We start from the raw sequence: 19,150 nt of genomic DNA on the forward strand, positions 1-19,150 counted from the left end.
CATGCCCCTGAGCGAATTCTTCGTGCTTTATCCCCTGGCCTTCGTGCTCACTGCGTTGCTGCTCGGGCTGATCGTCGGCAGCTTCCTCAACGTACTGGTGTGGCGTCTGCCGAAGATGCTCAGCCGCGAATGGCGCGTGCAGGCCCACGACCTGCTGGGCCTGCCGGCCGAAGCCCCCGGCCCGGTCTACAACCTGATGCTGCCCCACTCTCAGTGCCCCCACTGTGGCCATCGCATCCGGGCCTGGGAAAACATCCCGCTGCTCAGCTACCTGATGCTGCGCGGCCGCTGTTCGAGTTGCTCCGCTCCCATTGGCCGGCGTTACCCGTTGACGGAACTGGCCTGCGGTGTGCTGTCAGCGTTCGTCGCCTGGCATTTGGGCTTCGGCTGGCAAGCCGCAGGGGTGATGGTGTTGACCTGGGGTCTCCTGGCCATGAGCCTGATCGACGCCGAACACCAACTGCTCCCCGATACCCTGGTCCTGCCGCTGTTATGGCTGGGCCTGATCGTCAACAGCTTCGGCCTGTTCGCCTCTTTGAACCAGGCCATGTGGGGAGCGGTGGCGGGCTATCTGGCCTTGTGGTCGGTGTATTGGGTGTTCAAGTTGCTCACGGGCAAGGAAGGCATGGGCTACGGTGACTTCAAGCTGTTGGCGATGCTAGGCGCCTGGGGTGGCTGGCAGATCCTGCCACTGACCTTGTTGCTGTCGTCGCTGGTGGGGGCTGTGATCGGGGTCATCGTGCTGCGCCTGCGCAACGCCCCGGGGTCGACGCAGATCCCCTTTGGCCCTTTTCTGGCCATTGCCGGCTGGATTGCATTGCTCTGGGGTGGTCAAATAACCGACTTCTATTGGCAGGCTGTCGGTTTCTAATGTCGATTCACTATGAATAACCTCAAGGAAAAACCCTGGATTCTCGGCCTGAGCGGTGGCATTGGCAGCGGCAAGAGCGCGGCGGCCCAGCACTTCATCGACCTGGGCGTGCATGTCATCGACGCCGATCACGCGGCGCGCTGGGTGGTCGAACCCGGCCGCCCGGCGCTGGCCCGAATCGCCGAACACTTCGGCCCAGGCGTGTTGCAGGCCGACGGCACCCTGGATCGAGCGGCGCTGCGCAAGTTGATCTTCGAAAATGCCGATGAACGCCGCTGGCTCGAGGCGCTGTTGCATCCGTTGATCGCCGATGAAATCGCCCATCATCTGGCACAGGCACAATCGCCCTACGCGATTCTGGTATCGCCGTTGTTGATCGAATCGGGACAATACGCCATGACCCGGCGCATCCTGGTGATCGACGCCCCGGAACAGTTGCAGGTCGAACGCACGCTGCAGCGTGACCAGACCAGCGAACAGCAGGTCCAGGCGATCCTCAAGGCCCAATCCAGCCGCCAGGACCGCCTGAGCCATGCCGACGACGTGGTGGTCAACGACCGCGACCTCGCCTGGTTGCACAGCGAGGTCGAGCGGCTGCACCACTTTTACCTTACTTTGCGTGGAGGCCAGTCATGAGCCAAACCCCAACCGTTGATTGCCCAACCTGCGGCGCACCCGTCGAATGGAGCCCGCAGAGCACGTTCCGGCCGTTCTGCTCCGATCGCTGCAAACTGATCGACCTGGGCGCATGGGCGTCCGAGGAACACAAGATCCCGGTCAGCCCGGAGGCCGAGGATGAGCTGTTCAGCGAGGACTTCAACCCCCGCTCCCATCATTAAGGCCGCATGAAACCGTAGTCCTGTTGATCGTCGAGGTTTTCCGCGAGGAAGCTCAACTCATCGGCCAGGTCCTCGGCGCTGCGCACTGTCTTGCTCTGTTGCACGATTGCACTGAGCAAGGCACGCAGGCTCAAGCCCGGGTCGAAACCAATCTCCATCGCGGCATCGTGGCTACGCCTGATCTCTTGTCTCGCCCACTCATAAACACTCATTGCTGTGCTCCTGGAAGTTTTCCAGAGCATGAGCGGCGCCTGCCTGCACGGCCTTGATATGCATCAAGATTTGTCTTCATCCTTCCAGGGTGCCGACAGGTAGCGCGTGCGGTTGAAGGTCTCCAGCCATTCGGGGCTGAACACCACCAGCGCACTGACCACCATGCCGTTGATGAACGCCTCGGGAAAGATGATCAGCCAGAGGTAACCGATGAAGTCTTCCAGCCAGTAAGGCATGGCGAATACGCCGTCGTACCACAGCAGCGCGAGCCCCAGCAGCAGGCACAGCAACGCCGACAGCGCGGCGGCGAGAAAGCCCGAGCAGAAGATGTAGACGAACAGGTTGCGCGGCTGGGCGCGCTCCACCAGGATCGCGCAACACTCGGTGACCAGCACCGGCAAGAGGATCAGCAGCGCACCGTTGACGCCCATCGCCGCCATGTCCTGACGCCCCAGCAGCACCAGTGCAGACTGGGCAAAGAGGCCGCCGAGGATTGCCAGCGGCCAGTCCAGCAACAGCGTCACGGCGGTCATGCCGATGAAGTGATACGACACGCCCGTGTCGAAATCCCGGCGCACCAGCCACAGCATGAACAGCGCCAGCACCGTGCCGAACAACAGGTGCTGGCGCCGACTGTCGGTGAACAGCTCCACCCACGGCGCACGCCAAACGGCGCAAGCCAGCACCGGGACATACATCAGCCACCCCACCGCCAGGGTCTGCGGTGAGAGCAGTTCGGCACCGATCATCGCGTTACACCTTTCATGTCCTGTGGCCGGGGCACTGGCGGCACCGGGCTGCGCAGCCGTCCCCTCGCCAGCGTCATTTCCAGTCGGCAGTCTACACCTCCCCAAGGACCGCCATTAATCAACGCAACGCTTTCAGCTTGTCGCAATTGAACGCTAAGCTTGGGCCCATGGATGATTCCGATTATTTACGCCTGCTGACCATTGCGGCCGAGCAGGCCAACGCCTTTCTTTCCAATGCCCGCAAATGGGAGCGTGAGCGTTGGGTTTGCCAACGCCTGCTGCAAGGCCTGAACGTGCCCTATCGCGCCGACGAATTCGCCCCCGCTGGCGAGCCGCCGGACGTGCTGTTTCGCGATGCCAATTTCGAAGTGTTCTTCGTGCTCGACGAGGGCCGGCGCCTCAATGACGAGTGGCGCGACGAGCTGCAACGGCGCCGCAGCGCCTTTTCCCTGAGCCAATTGGTGCGCCGCGAAGCCAAGCCCCGGCGTATCCCCGCCAACGAGTTCCTGCTCAGACTGGCGCCCACCTTGCGCAAGAAAGCCCACAACTACACCGAGCGCGGCATGGACCTGGGCGAGCTGGACATCATTGCCTTCGCCAGCCTCAAGCGCGAAGTGCTGGACCTCAACAGTCATTTTCCGCCGCCCACCGAGTACCTGCGCCAGGGGTGGCGCTCGCTGTCGCTGGTGGGGCCCACGTTTGCCCGGGTGCTGTTCGCCCATCCCGATGCGCCGGATTTCCTGCGGGGCAACCTGGGTCGCAGCATCGTTTTCGACGTCGGAATCAGCCTGTGAGCGCGCACCAGGCAGCCCGTGGCGCACACTCATCTGACGAGCGGCTACGCTGCATTGAATGCCGGATCGCCGGACGCTGTAACGCCAGCCCATTTCGCAACGTCTACCTGACGAGGCCTTTATGACCAGCCGCCTGAACCCAGATGACCAGAAGCATGTCGAAGAGTACCTGCAACTGTCCCAGCACCGAGTCGAGCGCCGGCCTTTCCGGCCGTGGATGCTCCTGGTGGTGGTATTGGCCGTGACCATCGGCCTGGGCCTGTTGAGCCGCTTGATCAGTTACCTGACGCTATGAGCAGGTGTCGTGCCTCATTTCAAGGAACAGTGTTTGTGAGGCACGACACCACACTCGCGAGGGTAACGGCACCGATTTCCTTTAGCCTTGCGAGATATCCCCATGACTCATCGTATTGTCATTGTTGGCGGCGGCGCCGGCGGTCTGGAGTTGGCTACCCGTCTGGGTAAGACTCTGGGCAAGCGCGGCACCGCCAGTGTGATGCTGGTCGACGCCAACCTGACCCACATCTGGAAACCACTGCTGCACGAAGTGGCCGCCGGCTCCCTGAACTCCTCCGAAGACGAACTCAACTACGTCGCCCAAGCCAAATGGAACCACTTCGAGTTCCAATTGGGGCGCATGAGCGGACTGGATCGTGAGCAGAAGAAGATCCAACTGGCAGCCACCTACGACGAGGCGGGCGTGGAGTTGTTGCCGGCCCGGGAGCTGGGCTACGACACCCTGGTGATCGCCGTCGGCAGCACCACCAACGATTTCGGCACCGAAGGCGCGGCGCAGCACTGTCTGTTCCTCGACACCCGCAAGCAGGCCGAGCGCTTCCACCAACAACTGCTCAACCATTACCTGCGCGCCCACGCCGCCGACCAGGCCGATGCAGCGCAGCGTATCAGCGTCGCCATCGTCGGCGCCGGTGCCACCGGTGTCGAACTGGCGGCCGAGCTGCACAACGCCGCCCATGAGCTGGCGGCCTACGGCCTGGACCGGATCAAGCCGGAAAACATGCACATCACCCTGATCGAAGCCGGGCCACGGGTCTTGCCAGCCCTGCCCGAACGTATCGGCGGCCCGGTGCACAAGACCCTGGAGAAACTCGGGGTGAATGTGATGACCAATGCCGCCGTCAGCCAGGTGACCGCCGACAGTCTGATCACCGGCGACGGCAAGGTGATCGATGCGAGCCTGAAGGTCTGGGCCGCCGGGATCCGCGCACCGGCTTTTCTCAAGGACATCGATGGCCTGGAGACCAACCGGATCAACCAGCTGCAAGTGCTGCCGACCCTGCAGACCACCCGCGACGAGAACATCTTTGCCTTCGGCGACTGCGCCGCCTGCCCTCAACCGGGCAGCGACCGCAACGTGCCGCCTCGCGCCCAGGCGGCGCACCAGCAGGCATCGCTGTTGGCAAAATCGCTGAAGTTGAAAATCGAAGGCAAGCCGCTGCCCCATTACAAATACACCGACTACGGCTCGCTGATCTCGCTGTCGCGGTTCTCGGCGGTGGGTAACCTGATGGGCAACCTCACCGGCAGCGTGATGCTCGAGGGTTGGCTGGCGCGGATGTTCTACGTGTCGCTGTACCGCATGCACCAGATGGCGCTGTATGGCACGTTCCGCACGGCGATGCTGATGCTGGGCAGCAAGATCGGCCGCGGAACCGAGCCACGGCTCAAGTTGCACTGAAGAGAGTCGTTGCCTGAAACACCGCCTTCGCGAGCAAGCCCGCTCCCACAGGAGATCGAGTACCTGATGTGTACGCGGTCAACTGTGGGAGCGGGCTTGCTCGCGAAGACGGCAGTGCAATCGATGCAGATCTACAGCCCTGCACTCAAACCTGAAACCGCTGCACCATCGTGCGCAACGAATTGGCCAACTGCGACAGTTCATGGCTGGACGCACTGGTCTGGTCCGCCCCCGTGGCCGAACGTACGGACAGGTCCCGGATATTCACCAGGTTGCGATCAACCTCACGGGCCACTTGCGCCTGCTCCTCGGCGGCGCTGGCGATGACCAGGTTGCGTTCGTGGATTTCGCTGACCGACGTCGTGATGGTCTGTAGCGCTTCTCCCGCGCGCTCCGCCATCGCCAGGGTGCTGGCGGCGCGACTGGAGCTGGCCTGCATGGAACCCAGCGCCTGGCTGGCACCGCTGCGCATGCCCTGGACCATCTGCTCGATTTCCTGGGTCGATTGCTGCGTGCGATACGCCAGCGCCCGGACCTCGTCGGCCACCACCGCAAAACCGCGACCGCTTTCCCCAGCCCGGGCCGCCTCGATGGCCGCGTTGAGGGCCAGCAGGTTGGTCTGCTCGGCAATGGCCCGGATCACATCCAGCACCTTGCCGATATCCTGCGACTGGTTGGCCAAGGACTGCACCAGGTCACCCGTGACCTGCACATCGCTGGCGAGGGCGCCAATGGCGTCCACCGTGTCACTGACCCGCTGCTGTCCGAGGGAAGCCGACTCACTGGACTGACGCGTGGCATCGGAGGTGGACACGGCGTTGCGGGCAACCTCCTCCACGGCGGTGGTCATTTCGGTGACCGCGGTGGCCGCCTGTTCGATTTCGTTGTTCTGCTGTTGCAGGCTCTGGGTGCTGTCGAGGGTCACCGCGTTCAGCTCATCGGCGGCGGTGGCCAATTGCGTCGCCGAACCGCTGATGCTCTGCAGCGTTTCACGCAGGTTCAACTGCATGGTCGCCAACGCCTTGAGCAAGCGGCTCACTTCGTCGTTGCCGTGGGTCTCGATGGGCCGGGTCAGGTCACCTTGGGCGACATGCTCCGCCGCGCTCAGCGCCTCGCCCAGGGGTTTGACGATACTGCGGGTGAGCAACATCGCCAGGATCACCGTGGCCAGGGCCGCGAGCACGATGAACAGGCTGACGATCATGCGGGAGTTGGCGTAGTGCTCCTGGGATTTCTGGCTCTCGAGGGACACCTGCTGGGAGAACAACTGCGCCAGGTCGTTGAGCTGTTTGCCGGAACCGTCCACCACGGTCTTCATGTCCACCAGCAACAACTTGATCAGGTCCTCGCGCCGACCCTGCTCCGCCAGGGTAAAGGACTGGGCGATACCGGCGCGGTAAGCGGCGAAGGTCTGCTTGAACTGGTCATAGAGCGCCTTGCCTTCAGGGGTGACGACGAGCTTGTCATACGTGGCGATTTTTTCGCTCAGTTCCTTGTCACGGGTGTCCATTTGCCCGCGATACACCGAAATGTTCTTCGGGTCTTCGTCCAGCGCCATGCGCAGGGAAATCGTGCGGATGCGCAGCATCAGTTCGCGAATCTCGTCACCACCGCGAATGCTGGGCAACCACTGGGTTTCCACCGCGACTTCGCTGTCACGGATGCTCGACATCTGGCCCAGCGCAAACACCCCGAGCAACGCCACCAGCACGGCGATCAAGGCAAACCCCAAGGCGGCGCGGGGGGCAATATTCAGCTGACGAAGAAACATAACAGGGTGCCTTTTTTGTTATTGGCCTGAAATGGGGCGATCAGTCCAAGCCCCGGTTGGTGGGCAATGGGCCCGACGCTTTCGCGAGCAGGCTCGCTCCCACAGGCGTTATCGGCAGGTTGTATGACAACTTGACACCCCGGGCCTTTTTCGCAGGCAAAAAAAATCCCCGTACCTTTCGATACGGGGATTTTCAATATGGTCGGGGTAAGGGGATTCGAACTCCTGACATCCTGCTCCCAAAGCAGGCGCGCTACCGGACTGCGCTATACCCCGGTAAAAAAAAGGCGACCTCAACAAGTCGCCTTCCTCGATCAGTGCTTTTGGCCTCTGATCTTAAGATTCGATTCCAGCGAACTGGTCTCAAAAATGGTGGGTCGTGTGGGATTCGAACCTACGACCAATTGGTTAAAAGCCAACTGCTCTACCAACTGAGCTAACGACCCAAATATGGTCGGGGTAAGGGGATTCGAACTCCTGACATCCTGCTCCCAAAGCAGGCGCGCTACCGGACTGCGCTATACCCCGATTGAAATGGCTCCGTGACCAGGACTCGAACCTGGGACCCAATGATTAACAGTCATTTGCTCTACCGACTGAGCTATCACGGAACTGATATTTCAAGTTACAACGTTGAAGCTAGCTTCAACCTCTTCCACCCTGTTCGCATCGCTGCGTTCGTGTGTCTGAGGCGCGCTATTCTACAATCTTCAAAACCTCTGTCAACCCCTTAAATTGCTTTCAAGACAATGATTTGCAACTTATTTCGGATTCTTTCTCAGGGAGAAGTAACCCTTGGGGTGACGTACTGCGGGGCGCACTTTACAAGCCTTTTCCTTTGAGTTCAACGACCTGATGAAAAAAATGGTGCTTGGAAGCGAGCCATCCCATCAATCAGGAAAAACAACTCCAGCCGTGGCGAGGGAGCTTGCTCCCACTGGGTCGCATAGCGGCCCCTCAAAAAGCGAGGAGTGCCTCGCACTCCAGCGGGAGCAAACTCCCTCGCCACAAAGCCCAGACAATCGCCTCAATTGAAGACGATTTCGTCGTTCTGCACTGTACCGGTCACAGTTTCACCTGGCATGAAGCGGCCGGACAGGATCAACTGCGCCAACGGGTTTTCGATCCAGCGCTGGATCGCACGCTTGAGTGGCCGTGCGCCATAGACCGGGTCGTAACCCACCGCAATCAACTTGTCCAAGGCCTCGTCGCTCAATTGCAACTTCAACTCCCGCTCGGTGAGGCGGCTGCGCAGGCGACCCAGCTGGATCTCGGTGATGCCGGCGATCTGGTCACGGGCCAACGGCTCGAAAATCACCACCTCGTCGACCCGGTTGATGAACTCAGGTCGGAAGTGGGTGGAAATCGCATCCATCACTGCCGCACGTTGTGCCTCGCGGTCACCTACCAATTCCTGGATCTGCGCCGAGCCCAGGTTGGAGGTCATCACGATCACGGTGTTACGGAAGTCCACCGTGCGCCCGTGGCTGTCGGTCAGGCGCCCGTCCTCCAGCACTTGCAAAAGGATGTTGAACACATCCGGATGCGCCTTCTCGACCTCGTCCAATAGGATCACCGAGTAAGGCTTGCGCCGTACCGCTTCGGTCAGGTAACCGCCTTCCTCATAGCCGACGTATCCCGGTGGGGCACCGATCAGCCGCGCCACGGAATGTTTCTCCATGAACTCGGACATATCGATGCGCACCATCGCCTCTTCGGTGTCGAAGAGAAACTCGGCCAGCGCCTTGCACAGCTCGGTCTTACCAACACCGGTCGGGCCGAGGAACATGAACGAGCCACTCGGCCGGTTCGGGTCCGACAACCCGGCACGGGACCGACGCACGGCGTTGGCCACCGCCACCACCGCCTCTTCCTGGCCGATCACACGCTGGTGCAACAGGCTTTCCATCTTCAGCAGCTTGTCGCGCTCGCCTTCGAGCATTTTCGACACCGGGATACCGGTCCACTTGGAGACCACTTCGGCGATTTCTTCCTCAGTGACCTTGCTGCGCAGCAACTGGTTTTCGCTCTTGCCGTGCTGGTCGACCATCTGCAGGCTGCGCTCCAGGTCCGGGATCACCCCGTACTGCAGCTCGGCCATGCGGTTAAGGTCGCCCTTGCGACGGGCCGCCTCCAGTTCCTGGCGGGATTGCTCGATCTTTTGCTGGATCTGCGCCGAACCCTGGACTTCGGCTTTCTCCGAGTTCCAGATTTCCTCGAGATCGGAATACTCGCGCTCATGGCGAACGATTTCGTCCTGCAACCTTTCCAGCCGCTTCTTCGCCGCTTCGTCGCTTTCTTTCTTCAGGGCCTGGGATTCGACCTTGAGTTGAATCAGGCGCCGCTCCAGGCGATCCAGCACTTCGGGCTTGGAATCGATTTCCATGCGGATGCGGCTGGCGGCCTCGTCGATCAGGTCGATGGCCTTGTCCGGCAATTGACGATCGGTGATGTAGCGGTGGCTGAGCTTGGCCGCCGCGATGATCGCGCCATCGGTGATCGCCACCTTGTGGTGAACCTCGTACCGCTCCTTGAGGCCACGCAGGATGGCGATGGTGTCTTCTTCGCTCGGCTCCTCCACCAGCACTTTCTGGAAACGCCGTTCGAGGGCCGCGTCCTTCTCTATGTATTGGCGGTATTCATTGAGCGTGGTCGCGCCGACGCAGTGCAGCTCGCCACGGGCCAGTGCCGGCTTGAGCATGTTGCCCGCATCCATCGAGCCCTCGCCCTTGCCGGCGCCGACCATGGTGTGCAACTCGTCGATGAACAGGATGATCTGGCCTTCCTGTTTGGACAGTTCATTGAGCAGCGCCTTGAGCCGCTCTTCGAACTCGCCACGGTATTTGGCGCCGGCGATCAGCGCCCCCATGTCCAGGGACAGCAGACGCTTGCCCTTGAGGCCATCGGGCACTTCGCCATTGATGATGCGCTGGGCCAGGCCCTCGGCGATGGCGGTCTTGCCCACGCCGGGCTCACCGATCAGCACCGGGTTGTTCTTGGTACGGCGTTGCAGCACCTGCACCGTGCGACGGATTTCATCGTCGCGCCCGATCACCGGGTCGAGCTTGCCTTCCTCGGCACGCTTGGTCAGGTCGACGGTGTATTTGTCCAGCGCCTGGCGGGACTCCTCGTGGTTGGCGTCATTGACTGCTTCGCCGCCACGCAGGTTGTTGATGGCGTTTTCCAGGGCTTTCTTGCTCACGCCCTGGCCGAGCAGCAATTTGCCCAGTTTGCTGTTCTCGTCCATGGCGGCGAGCAGCACCAGTTCGCTGGAAATGAACTGGTCGCCCTTCTGCTGGGCCAGGCGATCGGCCTGGTTGAGCAGCCGGGCCAAATCCTGGGACATGTTCACGTCACCGGTCGGATTCTGGATCTTGGGCAGTTGGTCGAGCTCCTTGGCCAACTCCTTGCGCAGGCTGTTGACGTCAAAGCCCACCTGCATCAGCAGGGGCTTGATGGAGCCGCCTTGCTGTTCGAGCATGGCTTGCATCAAGTGCGCCGGTTCGATACCGGGATGGTCCAGGCCGACGGCCAGGGACTGGGCATCGGACAGGGCCAATTGTAATTTGCTGGTTAAACGATCAATTCGCATGGGTCACCTTCCTTTTGAGCAGGCCGGACCGAAAAACATCCTGAATGAAGAAACCTGCCAGATACCACTATAGATGTGGACGATTCTGGAAGATTCAAGCGGGCTTCATTGACACAGATCAGTCAGATGGCAGCCCCTTCCAAGCCTTTGTGGGCGCGAGCCTGCTCGCGAAGAAGGCGGCTTGTCAGCCAATTAAAGGTTAGCTGACCCGTCGCCGTCGCGGGCAGGCTCGTCCCCACAAAGGGATCTGCTACAAGGAAGCAGCCGAAGGGGCTTTTTTATTGGTCGAGCCAGACCAGGGAGGCGAAGCGGCCGGTACGCGGGTTGCGACGGTAGGAGAAAAAGCGAGGATCGGTCACGGTACACAGGCCGCCACCATAGACCGCCGTAACGCCGCGCGCCGCCAGCCGCAGGCGCGCCAACGCATAAATGTCGGCGAGGAACTTGCCGGCATTGTGGCTGGGGACGAAGGCTTGCGCCGTACTGGGCAGTTGCGCGGTGAACGCGTCACGCACTTCCGGCCCGACCTCGAAGGCTTGCGGGCCAATGGCCGGGCCGAGCCAGGCAAGGACCTGGTCGGCGGGCAGTTGAAGGCTGTCCAAGGTCGCTTCCAGCACGCCGTTCGCCAACCCACGCCAACCGGCATGGGCGGCCGCGACGCGGGTGCCGGCATGGTCGCAGAACAGCACGGGCAGGCAGTCTGCGGTCATCGCCGCACACGCGATACCGGGTGTCGCCGTCCAGCTGGCATCGGCGGTGGCCACTTGGCTGGGGTCAGCCTCGACCACGTCAATCCCATGGACCTGCCGTAGCCAGGCTGGACGGATGGCGAATCGATCGGTGAGACGGCGACGGTTTTCGGCCACGGCCGCAGGGTCGTCCTCCACATGATCGCCGAGGTTGAGGCTGTCGAACGGCGCCAGGCTGACGCCGCCCGCACGGGTGGTGACACAGGCCTTGACCCGGTCCGGCGCGGGCCAGTCGGGGATCAGCCAGTCACTCATCCGATGAACGCCTCGCGATCCTGCTTGAGCAAGGTCAGCAGCCAGACGAAGTCATCCGGCAGCGGCGACTCCCAGCTCATGCGCTTGCCGGTGGTCGGATGGTCCAGCTCCAGGAAACGCGCATGCAGCGCCTGGCGCGGGAAGTTCTTCAGCGACTCGACCATCGTCACGCTGGCCGCCGGCGGAATGCGGAAACGTCCGCCATAGGCCGGGTCGCCCACCAACGGGAAGTTGATGTGGGCCATGTGCACGCGAATCTGGTGGGTACGGCCGGTTTCGAGCTTGACCCGCACGTGGGTATGGGAACGGAAACGCTCCAGCACGCGGTAATGGCTGACCGCCGGCTTGCCACCCTCCATCACCGCCATGCGCTGGCGCTGCTGGCCATGACGGCCGATCGGTGCGTTGATCTTGCCACCGGCGGTGACCACGCCGATAACGATGCACTCATAGATACGGCTGACACTGCGGCTTTGCAACTGTGCGACCAGCTGTGTCTGGGCCTGGATGGTCTTGGCCACGACCATCAGGCCGGTGGTGTCCTTGTCCAGGCGATGGACGATGCCGGCACGGGGCACGTTGATGATGTCCGGCACGTGGTGCAACAAGGCGTTGAGCAGGGTGCCATCGGCATGCCCGGCCGCCGGGTGCACCACCAGGCCCGCAGGCTTGTTGATGACCAGGATCTCGTCGTCTTCATAGACGATGTCCAGGGCAATGTCCTGGGCGACCCATTCTCCCTGGGCCTCCTGCTCGGCAGTCAGTTCGAGGACGGCGCCACCATGGACGATGTCGCGCGGGCGAACGACCGCCCCATCCACGGTCAGGCGGCCGTCCTTGATCCAGGCGGAAAGGCGCGAGCGAGAGTGCTCGGCAAAGAGTTGGGCGGCGACTTGATCGAGGCGTTGGCCGCCCAATTCGGACGGCACCTCTGCGCGAAGTTCTATTTTATCGGACATGCTCGGACTGGGCGTCGGCACAGCCTTTGGTTTCGGCTGCGCGCTTGTGGTTAAATACGGCGTCTTTTGCCCCGAGGCTTTTCAACGGGGCGCTCATCATAACAGGACGGCCCCGCCCAAGACAGCGGCCGTCATAGGGACGCAAGCCGCCATGCAAGTGAAACACCTGCTGCTGATCGCCATCCTCGCATTGACTGCTGCTTGCTCGTCGAAGGAAGTCGTAGACGAAAACCTGAGCGAAGTCGAACTGTACCAACAGGCGCAGAACGACCTGGACAACAACAGCTACACCAGCGCCACAGCCAAGCTCAAGGCCCTGGAGTCGCGGTATCCGTTCGGTCGCTACGCCGACCAGGCCCAGCTGGAACTGATCTACGCCAACTACAAGAACGCCGAGCCGGAAGCGGCGAAGTCCGCCGCCGAGCGCTTCATTCGCCTGCATCCGCAGCACCCGAACGTCGATTACGCCTATTACCTCAAGGGCCTGACCTCCTTCGACCAGGACGTCGGCCTGCTGGCGCGCTTCCTGCCGCTGGACATGACCAAGCGTGACCCGGGCGCGGCCCGCGACTCCTACAATGAGTTCGCCCAGCTGACCAGCCGCTTCCCCAACAGCCGTTATTCGCCGGACGCCAAGCAGCGCATGATCTACCTGCGCAACCTGCTGGCCTCCTACGAAATCCACGTGGCCGATTACTACCTGACCCGTCAGGCCTACGTCGCCGCCGCCAACCGTGGCCGCTACGTGGTGGAAAACTTCCAGGAAACCCCTTCGGTGGGCGACGGCCTGGCGGTGATGACCGAAGCGTACCAGCGCCTGCACCTGGACGACCTGGCTGCCACCAGCCTGGAAACCCTGAAGCTGAACTACCCGGACCACCCTTCCCTGGTGGATGGCCAGTTCACCCCGCGGGTCGGCGAAGTCGACAACCGTTCGTGGCTGAGCAAGGCCACCCTGGGCCTGATCGAGTCCCGTCCACCGCTGCCGCCGGGAGAAACCCGCGCCAACCAGGACGTACAGCGCCAGTTCCAGGACGCCAAGGAAGCCATTCCGAACGAGCTCAAGCCTAAGGACGAGAATGGCGACGTGATCGAGGAAGAAACCCCCGAAAACGAATCCAGCGACCGCTCCTGGTTCAGCTACATGACCTTCGGCCTGTTCGACTAAGGCCACGCTGCCAGGCAAAAAGGGAGACCCGACGGTCTCCCTTTTTTGTGCCTGGAATCCACAGCCCTGTGCGCCGCTCCCGTGCCCGGCTAAACTGCCTGATCTCTAGCCAAAAAGCCGCCCATCATGCTTCGTCTACTATTCTGGATCGCCCTGATTGCCGCCGCGGTATGGTTCTGGCGCAAGCTCAAGGCTGCCTCTGCCACGCCGAACGCTCCCCGGGAGCCGGATGCGCCGCCGATGGTCCGTTGCGCCCAGTGCGGCGTGCACCTGCCTCGCGACCGGGCGCTGGTGCTCGAACAACAGTGGTATTGCAGCCAGGCTCACCTTGAGCAAGGCCCGGGCAGCCGTGAACGCTGAGGCCGCCAGCCCTCGCGTCAAGCAGGCGCAGCGTCTGCTGCGTCTGTATCACCTGTACCGCCTGAGTATCGGCATCACCCTGGTGCTGTTGATCTCCAGCAACATGGACAACCGTTTGCTGGAGTCCGCCAACGACGACTTGCTGCGCAGCGGCAGCTGGTTATACCTGGTCTTGAACATCCTGCTGGTGGTGTTCCTGGAAAACACCCGCCGCCCGGCCCGCTTGTTCGGCCTGGCCCTGGCCGACGTGCTGTTGCTCTCCTGGCTGTTTTTCGTCGCCGGGGGCGCCCCCAGCGCCATCGGTAACCTGCTCATCGTCTCCGTGGCCATCGGCAACACGCTGTTGCGAGGCCGTATCGGCCTGTTGATCGCCGCCGTCGCCACCCTCGGCATCGTCGGCTCGAGTTTCTTCCTCGGGCTGAGCGACGCAAGCCGGCCCAGCAACTACCTGCAGGCCGGCACCCTGGGCGCGCTGTGCTTTGCCGCCGCGCTATTGGTCCAAGGCCTGACCCGACGCCTGGAGGCCAGCGAAACCCTGGCCGAGCAACGGGCCAGCGAAGTGGTCGGCCTGGAGGCGCTCAACGCCCTGATCCTGCAACGCATGCGCACCGGCATCCTGGTGCTCGACCGCCAACGCCGGGTGCAACTGGCCAACGAAAGCGCGCTGAACCTGCTGGGCATGCACGACCTGGTCGGCCAGCCGATCGACGACTGCTCCAACGCCCTGGTCGAACGCCTGCAACGCTGGCTGAACAACCCCAGCCTGCGGCCACAGAGCCTGACCGTCCCTGGCACCGGCCTGACGCTGCAGCCGAGCTTCATCGCCCTGGGGCATCACGAACAGCATCAGATCCTGGTGTTTCTCGAAGACCTGGCCCAAGTGTCCCAACAGGCCCAACAACTTAAACTCGCCTCCCTCGGGCGCCTCACCGCCGGCATCGCCCATGAAATCCGCAACCCCTTGGGCGCGATCAGCCATGCCGCGCAATTGCTGCGCGAGTCCGAGGAACTGAACAGCGCCGATCGGCGTCTGACGCAGATTATTCAAGACCACTCGCAACGAATGAACCGCGTCATCGAAAACGTCCTGCAGCTGTCACGCCGCCAGCCACCCACGCCCCAACGCCTTGACCTGCGGACCTGGCTGCAGCAATTCGTCCAGCAAGCCCACGAAAGCGCGACCGAGCACCAGCATTTGCACCTGAGCATCGATCCAGGCGACTACATTACGCTCATGGACCCCGACCAGTTGACCCAGGTGCTCGACAACCTGTTGCGCAACGCCTGGCGCCACAGCGCGATGATCAATGAGCAGGCCGAAGCCTGGTTGAAGCTGTCCGTCGACCCACAGAGCCAGCTATCCACGCTGGACATCATCGACAACGGGCCCGGCGTGACACCCGACCAGCAGGCGCATCTGTTCGAACCCTTTTTCACCACCAGCAGCCAGGGCACCGGCCTTGGCCTCTATCTGTCCCGTGAGCTGTGCGAAAGCAACCAGGCCCGCCTAGACTTCAAACCACGCCAAGGCGGCGGTTGCTTTCGCATCACCTTTGCTCACGGACGGAAACAGATTTGAATACACGCTCACGGCAACGAATCCTGATCGTCGACGACGAACCGGACATCCGCGAACTCCTGGACATCACCCTGGGCCGGATGAAACTCGACACCCGCAGCGCCAAGAACCTTGCCGAGGCCCAAGCCCTGTTGGCGGACGAGGCCTTCGACCTGTGCCTGACCGACATGCGCCTGCCCGATGGCACCGGCCTGGAACTGGTGCAACACATCCAGCAACGCTACATCCAGCTGCCCGTGGCGATGATCACCGCCTACGGCAGCCTGGAAACCGCCATCGATGCCCTCAAGGCCGGGGCCTTCGACTTCCTGACCAAGCCGGTCGACCTGACCCGGTTGCGTGAACTGGTCGCCAGCGCCCTGCGCCTGCCACCGGTTGCCGCCCCCGGCACAACCATCGAGCGCTGCCTGCTGGGCGAATCACCGCCCATGCGCAACGTGCGCAAACAGATCGAAAAACTCGCCCGCAGCCAGGCGCCGGTGTACATCAGCGGCGAGTCGGGCTGTGGCAAGGAGTTGGTGGCCCGGCTGATCCACGAACAAGGTCCCCGTTCCAATCTCGGCTTTGTGCCGGTCAACTGTGGAGCAATTCCCACGGAGCTGATGGAAAGCGAGTTTTTCGGCCACCGCAAAGGCAGTTTCAGCGGCGCCATCGAAGACAAACCCGGGCTGTTCCAGGCCGCCCATGGCGGCACGCTGTTCCTCGACGAGGTGGCTGACCTGCCCCTGGCCATGCAAGTCAAACTGCTGCGGGCCATCCAGGAAAAAGCCGTGCGCGCCGTCGGCGGCCAACAGGAAGAAGTGGTGGACGTACGCATCCTTTGCGCCACCCACAAGGACCTGGACGCCGAAGTCGCCGCCGGGCGTTTTCGCCAGGACCTGTACTATCGGCTGAACGTCATCGAACTGCGCGTCCCGCCCCTGCGCGAACGCCGCGAAGACATCGAGCCCCTGGCCAACCACATGCTCCAACGCCTGGCGGCCAACACCGCCAGCCCTGCCGTCAAACTCCACCCCCAGGCCCTGGAGGCCCTTCGCAACTACCGTTTCCCAGGAAACGTGCGGGAGCTGGAGAACATGCTCGAACGGGCCTACACCCTTTGCGAGCACCAACAGATCGAAGCCGACGACCTGCGCCTGGCCGACAGCAATAATGCCAACGACGCCACCAGCGCCGACCTGGTGCAGGTCGACAACCTGGAAGACTACCTGGAAGACGTCGAACGCAAACTCATCCTCCAGGCCCTGGAAGAAACCCGCTGGAACCGCACGGCGGCGGCCCAGCGGTTGAAACTGTCGTTTCGTTCGATGCGGTATCGGTTGAAGAAGCTGGGGCTGGATTGAGGGAAGCCGCCTCCAATGGCTGGGCTCTCCCCTCCTGTGGCGAGGGGATTTATCCCCAGCGGGGCTGCGTAGCAGCCCCAAGACAGTCAATACAAATCTACCTGATACACGCCGCGACGCGATTGGAGGTGGCAGCTGTACGCGGGTTCGCGCACCGAGACCTTGGTACCCGGCATACCCGAAGGTATCCCACGCACAGCCAGCCATGACAGTGAATAAATATTGGATGTGCCGACGCCTTCGCGAGCAAGCCCGCTCCCACAGGGAGACCGAGGCCAGCCGCAAGAACGGGCCGGCTGTAAGGCCGCCTCACTTTTGCTTTTGCTTTTGATCTTCGGGCCCCGTTAACCACGACGGCCGAACGCAGGCATTGCGTAGTGGGCACCCCGGCATGGATGCCGGGGTAGCCGCGCTGGGCCATGGATGGCCCTTCGCGGTGGGCCCACGGAGCAATGCCGGAGTGAGGGTATGCCGAGCCCAGGCGAGGCACCGAGTGGTGGGGCCAAGCCTTTTTTGCTTACTTTTTTTGGCGTCTGAAAAAAAGTAAGCCGCCGTCAGGGCGGAACCCTAAGCCGCCGTTACCGCAGCAACGGATATGTGCTCGACCCAAGACCGCCATCGCGAGCAGTCCCGCTCCCACAATTAACCCTACATCCGCCCCGCCGGCGCGTACGGCGCAGGGTCGATCACCGGCTCGCGCCCCAGCATCACATCCGCAAACAACCGACACGACGCCGGCGCCAACACCAACCCATTGCGATAATGCCCACAGTTCAACCACAACCCCGCAACCCCCGGCACTTCACCGATATAGGGAATCCCCTCCGGCGACGCCGGTCGCAACCCTGCCCAATGTCCGACCACCTCGGCATCGGCCAGCGCCGGAATCAGCTGCTGCGCCGAAGCCTTCAGGCTCTCCAGCGCCACATCGGTCGGGGTCTTGTCGAAGCCTTCGCGCTCCAGTGTGCTGCCCACCAAGATGTGCCCGTCGCGACGGGGTATCGCGTAACGGCCCTTGGCCAGGACCATGCTCGACAGGAAATCCGCAGCGCACTTGTACAGGATCATCTGGCCCTTGACCGGCTCGACTGGCAACTTCAGCCCCAGCGTGCCGAGCAACTCGCCACTCCAGGCACCCGCGGCCAGCACCACCTGGTCGCCATGGATCGGCCCCGCGGAACTGTTCACCCCCACGACACGCTCACCCTCGCGAATGAAGCCGCTGACTTCACAATGCTCATGCAGCGTGACACCGGGCATCGCCAGCAAGGCGGCCTTGAGGGACTTCACCAACCGGGGATTGCGCACGTTGGCGACGTCGGCCATGTAGATCGCCCGGGAAAACCCTGCACCCAGCACCGGCACCGCATCCTGCACGGCACCGATATCCACCGCCCGCAATGGGCGCCCTTCCCGCTCCGCCCAGGCCAGCGCTTCGTCCTGGTCATCCAGGTCCAGCCAATACAAGCCGGTGACATGCACTTGCGGATCGACGCCGGTGGACGCGAACAGACGCTGCCCCAGTTGTGGATAGAAATCCTGCGACCAATGGGCCAGGGCGGTGACCGCCGGGCTATAGCGCCAGGGGTATAGCGGCGAAACGATACCGCCACCGGCCCAGGAGGCTTCCTGGCCAACACCACTGCGGTCAAGCAGCACCACGCGCTGCCCTTCGCACGCCAGATTGAACGCCGTCAGCAGGCCGATGACGCCCCCGCCGACAATCACCACTTGCTGTTGCATGGTCATGTTCTGATTCGACTCATAAGACAGAGGGCGCAAGACCGCGCCCGAAACAAGGAAAACCTAACGCCCCCAGCAATCCTTGGTGGTCACCCCGCTGGCGGCGTTGAGCATACTCCGTACGCCCGTGTTGTTGAGGGTGAAATCGCCGCACTTGTCCGTCGCCATGGAGGAGCCGCTTTTGCGCACGGCCGTCAGGGTGAAGCTCTGGTCCGCCAGCGTCTGGGTAATGGTGTAGAAATCGTTACCGCTGCTCAGGCCGGTCGCGTTGGTGTAGACGTTGTTCTTCGAGTAGTAGCGCTCGAGAATCTGTGCCTGCTCCGACAACAACCCGGCGATTTCGGTACGCCGCCCCTTCTTCATGTACTCGGTCAGGCTCGGATAGCCGATGGTGACCACGATACCGATGATCGCGATCACGATCATGATTTCGATCAAGGTGAAACCCCGGTTGGAACTGCGCATG

18 protein-coding genes and 4 tRNA genes are annotated in these 19,150 nt (G+C 62.4%); 10 read left to right on the forward strand and 12 right to left on the reverse strand.

The features are described 5' to 3' along the window. The first annotated feature begins 1 nt into the window (after position 1). Genes V3H56_RS23105 through yacG form a run of 3 tightly spaced genes read left to right on the forward strand, consistent with a single transcriptional unit; the run spans position 2 to position 1,710 of the window. A complete protein-coding gene (locus V3H56_RS23105; protein ID WP_042730992.1) occupies positions 2 to 871 on the forward strand; it encodes an A24 family peptidase in 870 nt (289 codons plus the stop codon). A gap of 12 nt (positions 872 to 883) precedes the next feature. Then, a complete protein-coding gene (gene coaE / locus V3H56_RS23110; protein WP_338473907.1) occupies positions 884 to 1,507 on the forward strand; it encodes a dephospho-CoA kinase in 624 nt (207 codons plus the stop codon). Beyond that, entirely contained in the window at positions 1,504 to 1,710 is a 207-nt protein-coding gene (yacG, locus tag V3H56_RS23115) for a DNA gyrase inhibitor YacG (protein WP_042730990.1), read from the forward strand. The genes coaE and yacG overlap by 4 nt, the downstream gene beginning before the upstream one ends. Here the strand turns inward: yacG and V3H56_RS23120 are convergent. Both V3H56_RS23120 and V3H56_RS23125 read right to left on the reverse strand, forming a co-directional pair. Next, on the reverse strand, positions 1,707 to 1,922 hold the full coding sequence (locus tag V3H56_RS23120) for a hypothetical protein (RefSeq protein ID WP_042730989.1): 216 nt from the start codon (positions 1,920 to 1,922) through the stop codon (positions 1,707 to 1,709). The two genes, yacG and V3H56_RS23120, sit on opposite strands and share 4 nt — an antisense overlap. 63 nt (positions 1,923 to 1,985) lie before the next feature. Then, positions 1,986 to 2,672, reverse strand: a complete 687-nt coding sequence (locus V3H56_RS23125; RefSeq protein ID WP_042730988.1) for an energy-coupling factor ABC transporter permease — start codon at positions 2,670 to 2,672, stop codon at positions 1,986 to 1,988. Positions 2,673 to 2,839: 167 nt separating this feature from the next. Here V3H56_RS23125 and V3H56_RS23130 point away from each other — a divergent pair, with 167 nt between their 5' ends. The 3 genes from V3H56_RS23130 (at position 2,840) to V3H56_RS23140 (ending at position 5,165) form a co-directional block, all read left to right on the forward strand. Next, positions 2,840 to 3,466, forward strand: coding sequence for a DUF1780 domain-containing protein (locus V3H56_RS23130; protein ID WP_003185538.1), 627 nt, complete (start codon positions 2,840 to 2,842; stop codon positions 3,464 to 3,466). Between the two features lie 121 nt (positions 3,467 to 3,587). Beyond that, positions 3,588 to 3,761, forward strand: a complete 174-nt coding sequence (locus V3H56_RS23135) for a DUF3094 domain-containing protein (protein WP_003185543.1) — start codon at positions 3,588 to 3,590, stop codon at positions 3,759 to 3,761. Between the two features lie 102 nt (positions 3,762 to 3,863). After that, positions 3,864 to 5,165 (forward strand): NAD(P)/FAD-dependent oxidoreductase, encoded by a 1,302-nt coding sequence (locus V3H56_RS23140; RefSeq protein WP_123579600.1) that lies wholly within the window; start codon positions 3,864 to 3,866, stop codon positions 5,163 to 5,165. Between the two features lie 145 nt (positions 5,166 to 5,310). On the opposite strand, the gene V3H56_RS23145 is transcribed toward V3H56_RS23140, so the two are convergent. From V3H56_RS23145 to rluD, 8 genes are all read right to left on the reverse strand, one after another. Continuing rightward, positions 5,311 to 6,936 (reverse strand): methyl-accepting chemotaxis protein, encoded by a 1,626-nt coding sequence (locus V3H56_RS23145; RefSeq protein WP_042730986.1) that lies wholly within the window; start codon positions 6,934 to 6,936, stop codon positions 5,311 to 5,313. A gap of 199 nt (positions 6,937 to 7,135) precedes the next feature. Next, positions 7,136 to 7,212 (reverse strand) — tRNA-Pro (locus V3H56_RS23150). A gap of 94 nt (positions 7,213 to 7,306) precedes the next feature. Beyond that, a tRNA-Lys gene (locus V3H56_RS23155) sits at positions 7,307 to 7,382 on the reverse strand. A gap of 5 nt (positions 7,383 to 7,387) precedes the next feature. After that, positions 7,388 to 7,464 (reverse strand) — tRNA-Pro (locus tag V3H56_RS23160). Positions 7,465 to 7,471: 7 nt separating this feature from the next. Then, positions 7,472 to 7,547 (reverse strand) — tRNA-Asn (locus V3H56_RS23165). 416 nt (positions 7,548 to 7,963) lie between these two features. Beyond that, the gene (gene clpB, locus V3H56_RS23170; protein ID WP_042730710.1) at positions 7,964 to 10,528 is read right to left on the reverse strand and encodes an ATP-dependent chaperone ClpB; all 2,565 of its coding nucleotides are present in this window, start codon (positions 10,526 to 10,528) and stop codon (positions 7,964 to 7,966) included. A gap of 278 nt (positions 10,529 to 10,806) precedes the next feature. After that, positions 10,807 to 11,532: a peptidoglycan editing factor PgeF gene (gene pgeF / locus V3H56_RS23175; RefSeq protein ID WP_047736280.1), complete on the reverse strand. Its 726-nt coding sequence runs from the start codon at positions 11,530 to 11,532 to the stop codon at positions 10,807 to 10,809. After that, on the reverse strand, positions 11,529 to 12,491 hold the full coding sequence (gene rluD, locus V3H56_RS23180; RefSeq protein ID WP_042730708.1) for a 23S rRNA pseudouridine(1911/1915/1917) synthase RluD: 963 nt from the start codon (positions 12,489 to 12,491) through the stop codon (positions 11,529 to 11,531). Before rluD ends, pgeF begins: the two co-directional genes overlap by 4 nt. A gap of 151 nt (positions 12,492 to 12,642) precedes the next feature. Here rluD and V3H56_RS23185 point away from each other — a divergent pair, with 151 nt between their 5' ends. The 4 genes from V3H56_RS23185 (at position 12,643) to V3H56_RS23200 (ending at position 16,941) form a co-directional block, all read left to right on the forward strand. Then, positions 12,643 to 13,659 carry an outer membrane protein assembly factor BamD gene (locus V3H56_RS23185; protein ID WP_042730707.1) on the forward strand — a complete coding sequence of 339 codons (1,017 nt, stop codon included), beginning with the start codon at positions 12,643 to 12,645 and terminating at the stop codon, positions 13,657 to 13,659. Between the two features lie 126 nt (positions 13,660 to 13,785). Beyond that, the gene (locus V3H56_RS23190) at positions 13,786 to 14,019 is read left to right on the forward strand and encodes a PP0621 family protein (protein ID WP_042730706.1); all 234 of its coding nucleotides are present in this window, start codon (positions 13,786 to 13,788) and stop codon (positions 14,017 to 14,019) included. Next, entirely contained in the window at positions 14,009 to 15,598 is a 1,590-nt protein-coding gene (locus tag V3H56_RS23195; protein ID WP_047736281.1) for an ATP-binding protein, read from the forward strand. The genes V3H56_RS23190 and V3H56_RS23195 overlap by 11 nt, the downstream gene beginning before the upstream one ends. Then, positions 15,595 to 16,941: a sigma-54 dependent transcriptional regulator gene (locus V3H56_RS23200; protein ID WP_047736282.1), complete on the forward strand. Its 1,347-nt coding sequence runs from the start codon at positions 15,595 to 15,597 to the stop codon at positions 16,939 to 16,941. The genes V3H56_RS23195 and V3H56_RS23200 overlap by 4 nt, the downstream gene beginning before the upstream one ends. Positions 16,942 to 17,589: 648 nt before the next feature. Here the strand turns inward: V3H56_RS23200 and thiO are convergent. Then, positions 17,590 to 18,690 carry a glycine oxidase ThiO gene (thiO, locus tag V3H56_RS23205; protein WP_042730703.1) on the reverse strand — a complete coding sequence of 367 codons (1,101 nt, stop codon included), beginning with the start codon at positions 18,688 to 18,690 and terminating at the stop codon, positions 17,590 to 17,592. 57 nt (positions 18,691 to 18,747) lie between these two features. After that, a complete protein-coding gene (locus tag V3H56_RS23210) occupies positions 18,748 to 19,149 on the reverse strand; it encodes a type IV pilin protein (protein ID WP_042730702.1) in 402 nt (133 codons plus the stop codon). Position 19,150 lies beyond the last annotated feature (1 nt).

Source organism: Pseudomonas sp. MS646 (assembly GCF_036693845.1).
In the GTDB taxonomy this organism is placed as follows: Bacteria; Pseudomonadota; Gammaproteobacteria; order Pseudomonadales; family Pseudomonadaceae; genus Aquipseudomonas; species Aquipseudomonas chlororaphis_E.

Coding starts and splice junctions, on each gene's coding strand:
- V3H56_RS23105 (WP_042730992.1), top strand. CDS start 2: ATGCCCCTGAGCGAATTCTTCGTGCTTTATCCCCTGGCCTTCGTGCTC.
- coaE (WP_338473907.1), top strand. CDS start 884: ATGAATAACCTCAAGGAAAAACCCTGGATTCTCGGCCTGAGCGGTGGC.
- yacG (WP_042730990.1), top strand. CDS start 1,504: ATGAGCCAAACCCCAACCGTTGATTGCCCAACCTGCGGCGCACCCGTC.
- V3H56_RS23120 (WP_042730989.1), bottom strand. CDS start 1,922: ATGAGTGTTTATGAGTGGGCGAGACAAGAGATCAGGCGTAGCCACGAT.
- V3H56_RS23125 (WP_042730988.1), bottom strand. CDS start 2,672: ATGATCGGTGCCGAACTGCTCTCACCGCAGACCCTGGCGGTGGGGTGG.
- V3H56_RS23130 (WP_003185538.1), top strand. CDS start 2,840: ATGGATGATTCCGATTATTTACGCCTGCTGACCATTGCGGCCGAGCAG.
- V3H56_RS23135 (WP_003185543.1), top strand. CDS start 3,588: ATGACCAGCCGCCTGAACCCAGATGACCAGAAGCATGTCGAAGAGTAC.
- V3H56_RS23140 (WP_123579600.1), top strand. CDS start 3,864: ATGACTCATCGTATTGTCATTGTTGGCGGCGGCGCCGGCGGTCTGGAG.
- V3H56_RS23145 (WP_042730986.1), bottom strand. CDS start 6,936: ATGTTTCTTCGTCAGCTGAATATTGCCCCCCGCGCCGCCTTGGGGTTT.
- clpB (WP_042730710.1), bottom strand. CDS start 10,528: ATGCGAATTGATCGTTTAACCAGCAAATTACAATTGGCCCTGTCCGAT.
- pgeF (WP_047736280.1), bottom strand. CDS start 11,532: ATGAGTGACTGGCTGATCCCCGACTGGCCCGCGCCGGACCGGGTCAAG.
- rluD (WP_042730708.1), bottom strand. CDS start 12,491: ATGTCCGATAAAATAGAACTTCGCGCAGAGGTGCCGTCCGAATTGGGC.
- V3H56_RS23185 (WP_042730707.1), top strand. CDS start 12,643: ATGCAAGTGAAACACCTGCTGCTGATCGCCATCCTCGCATTGACTGCT.
- V3H56_RS23190 (WP_042730706.1), top strand. CDS start 13,786: ATGCTTCGTCTACTATTCTGGATCGCCCTGATTGCCGCCGCGGTATGG.
- thiO (WP_042730703.1), bottom strand. CDS start 18,690: ATGACCATGCAACAGCAAGTGGTGATTGTCGGCGGGGGCGTCATCGGC.
- V3H56_RS23210 (WP_042730702.1), bottom strand. CDS start 19,149: ATGCGCAGTTCCAACCGGGGTTTCACCTTGATCGAAATCATGATCGTG.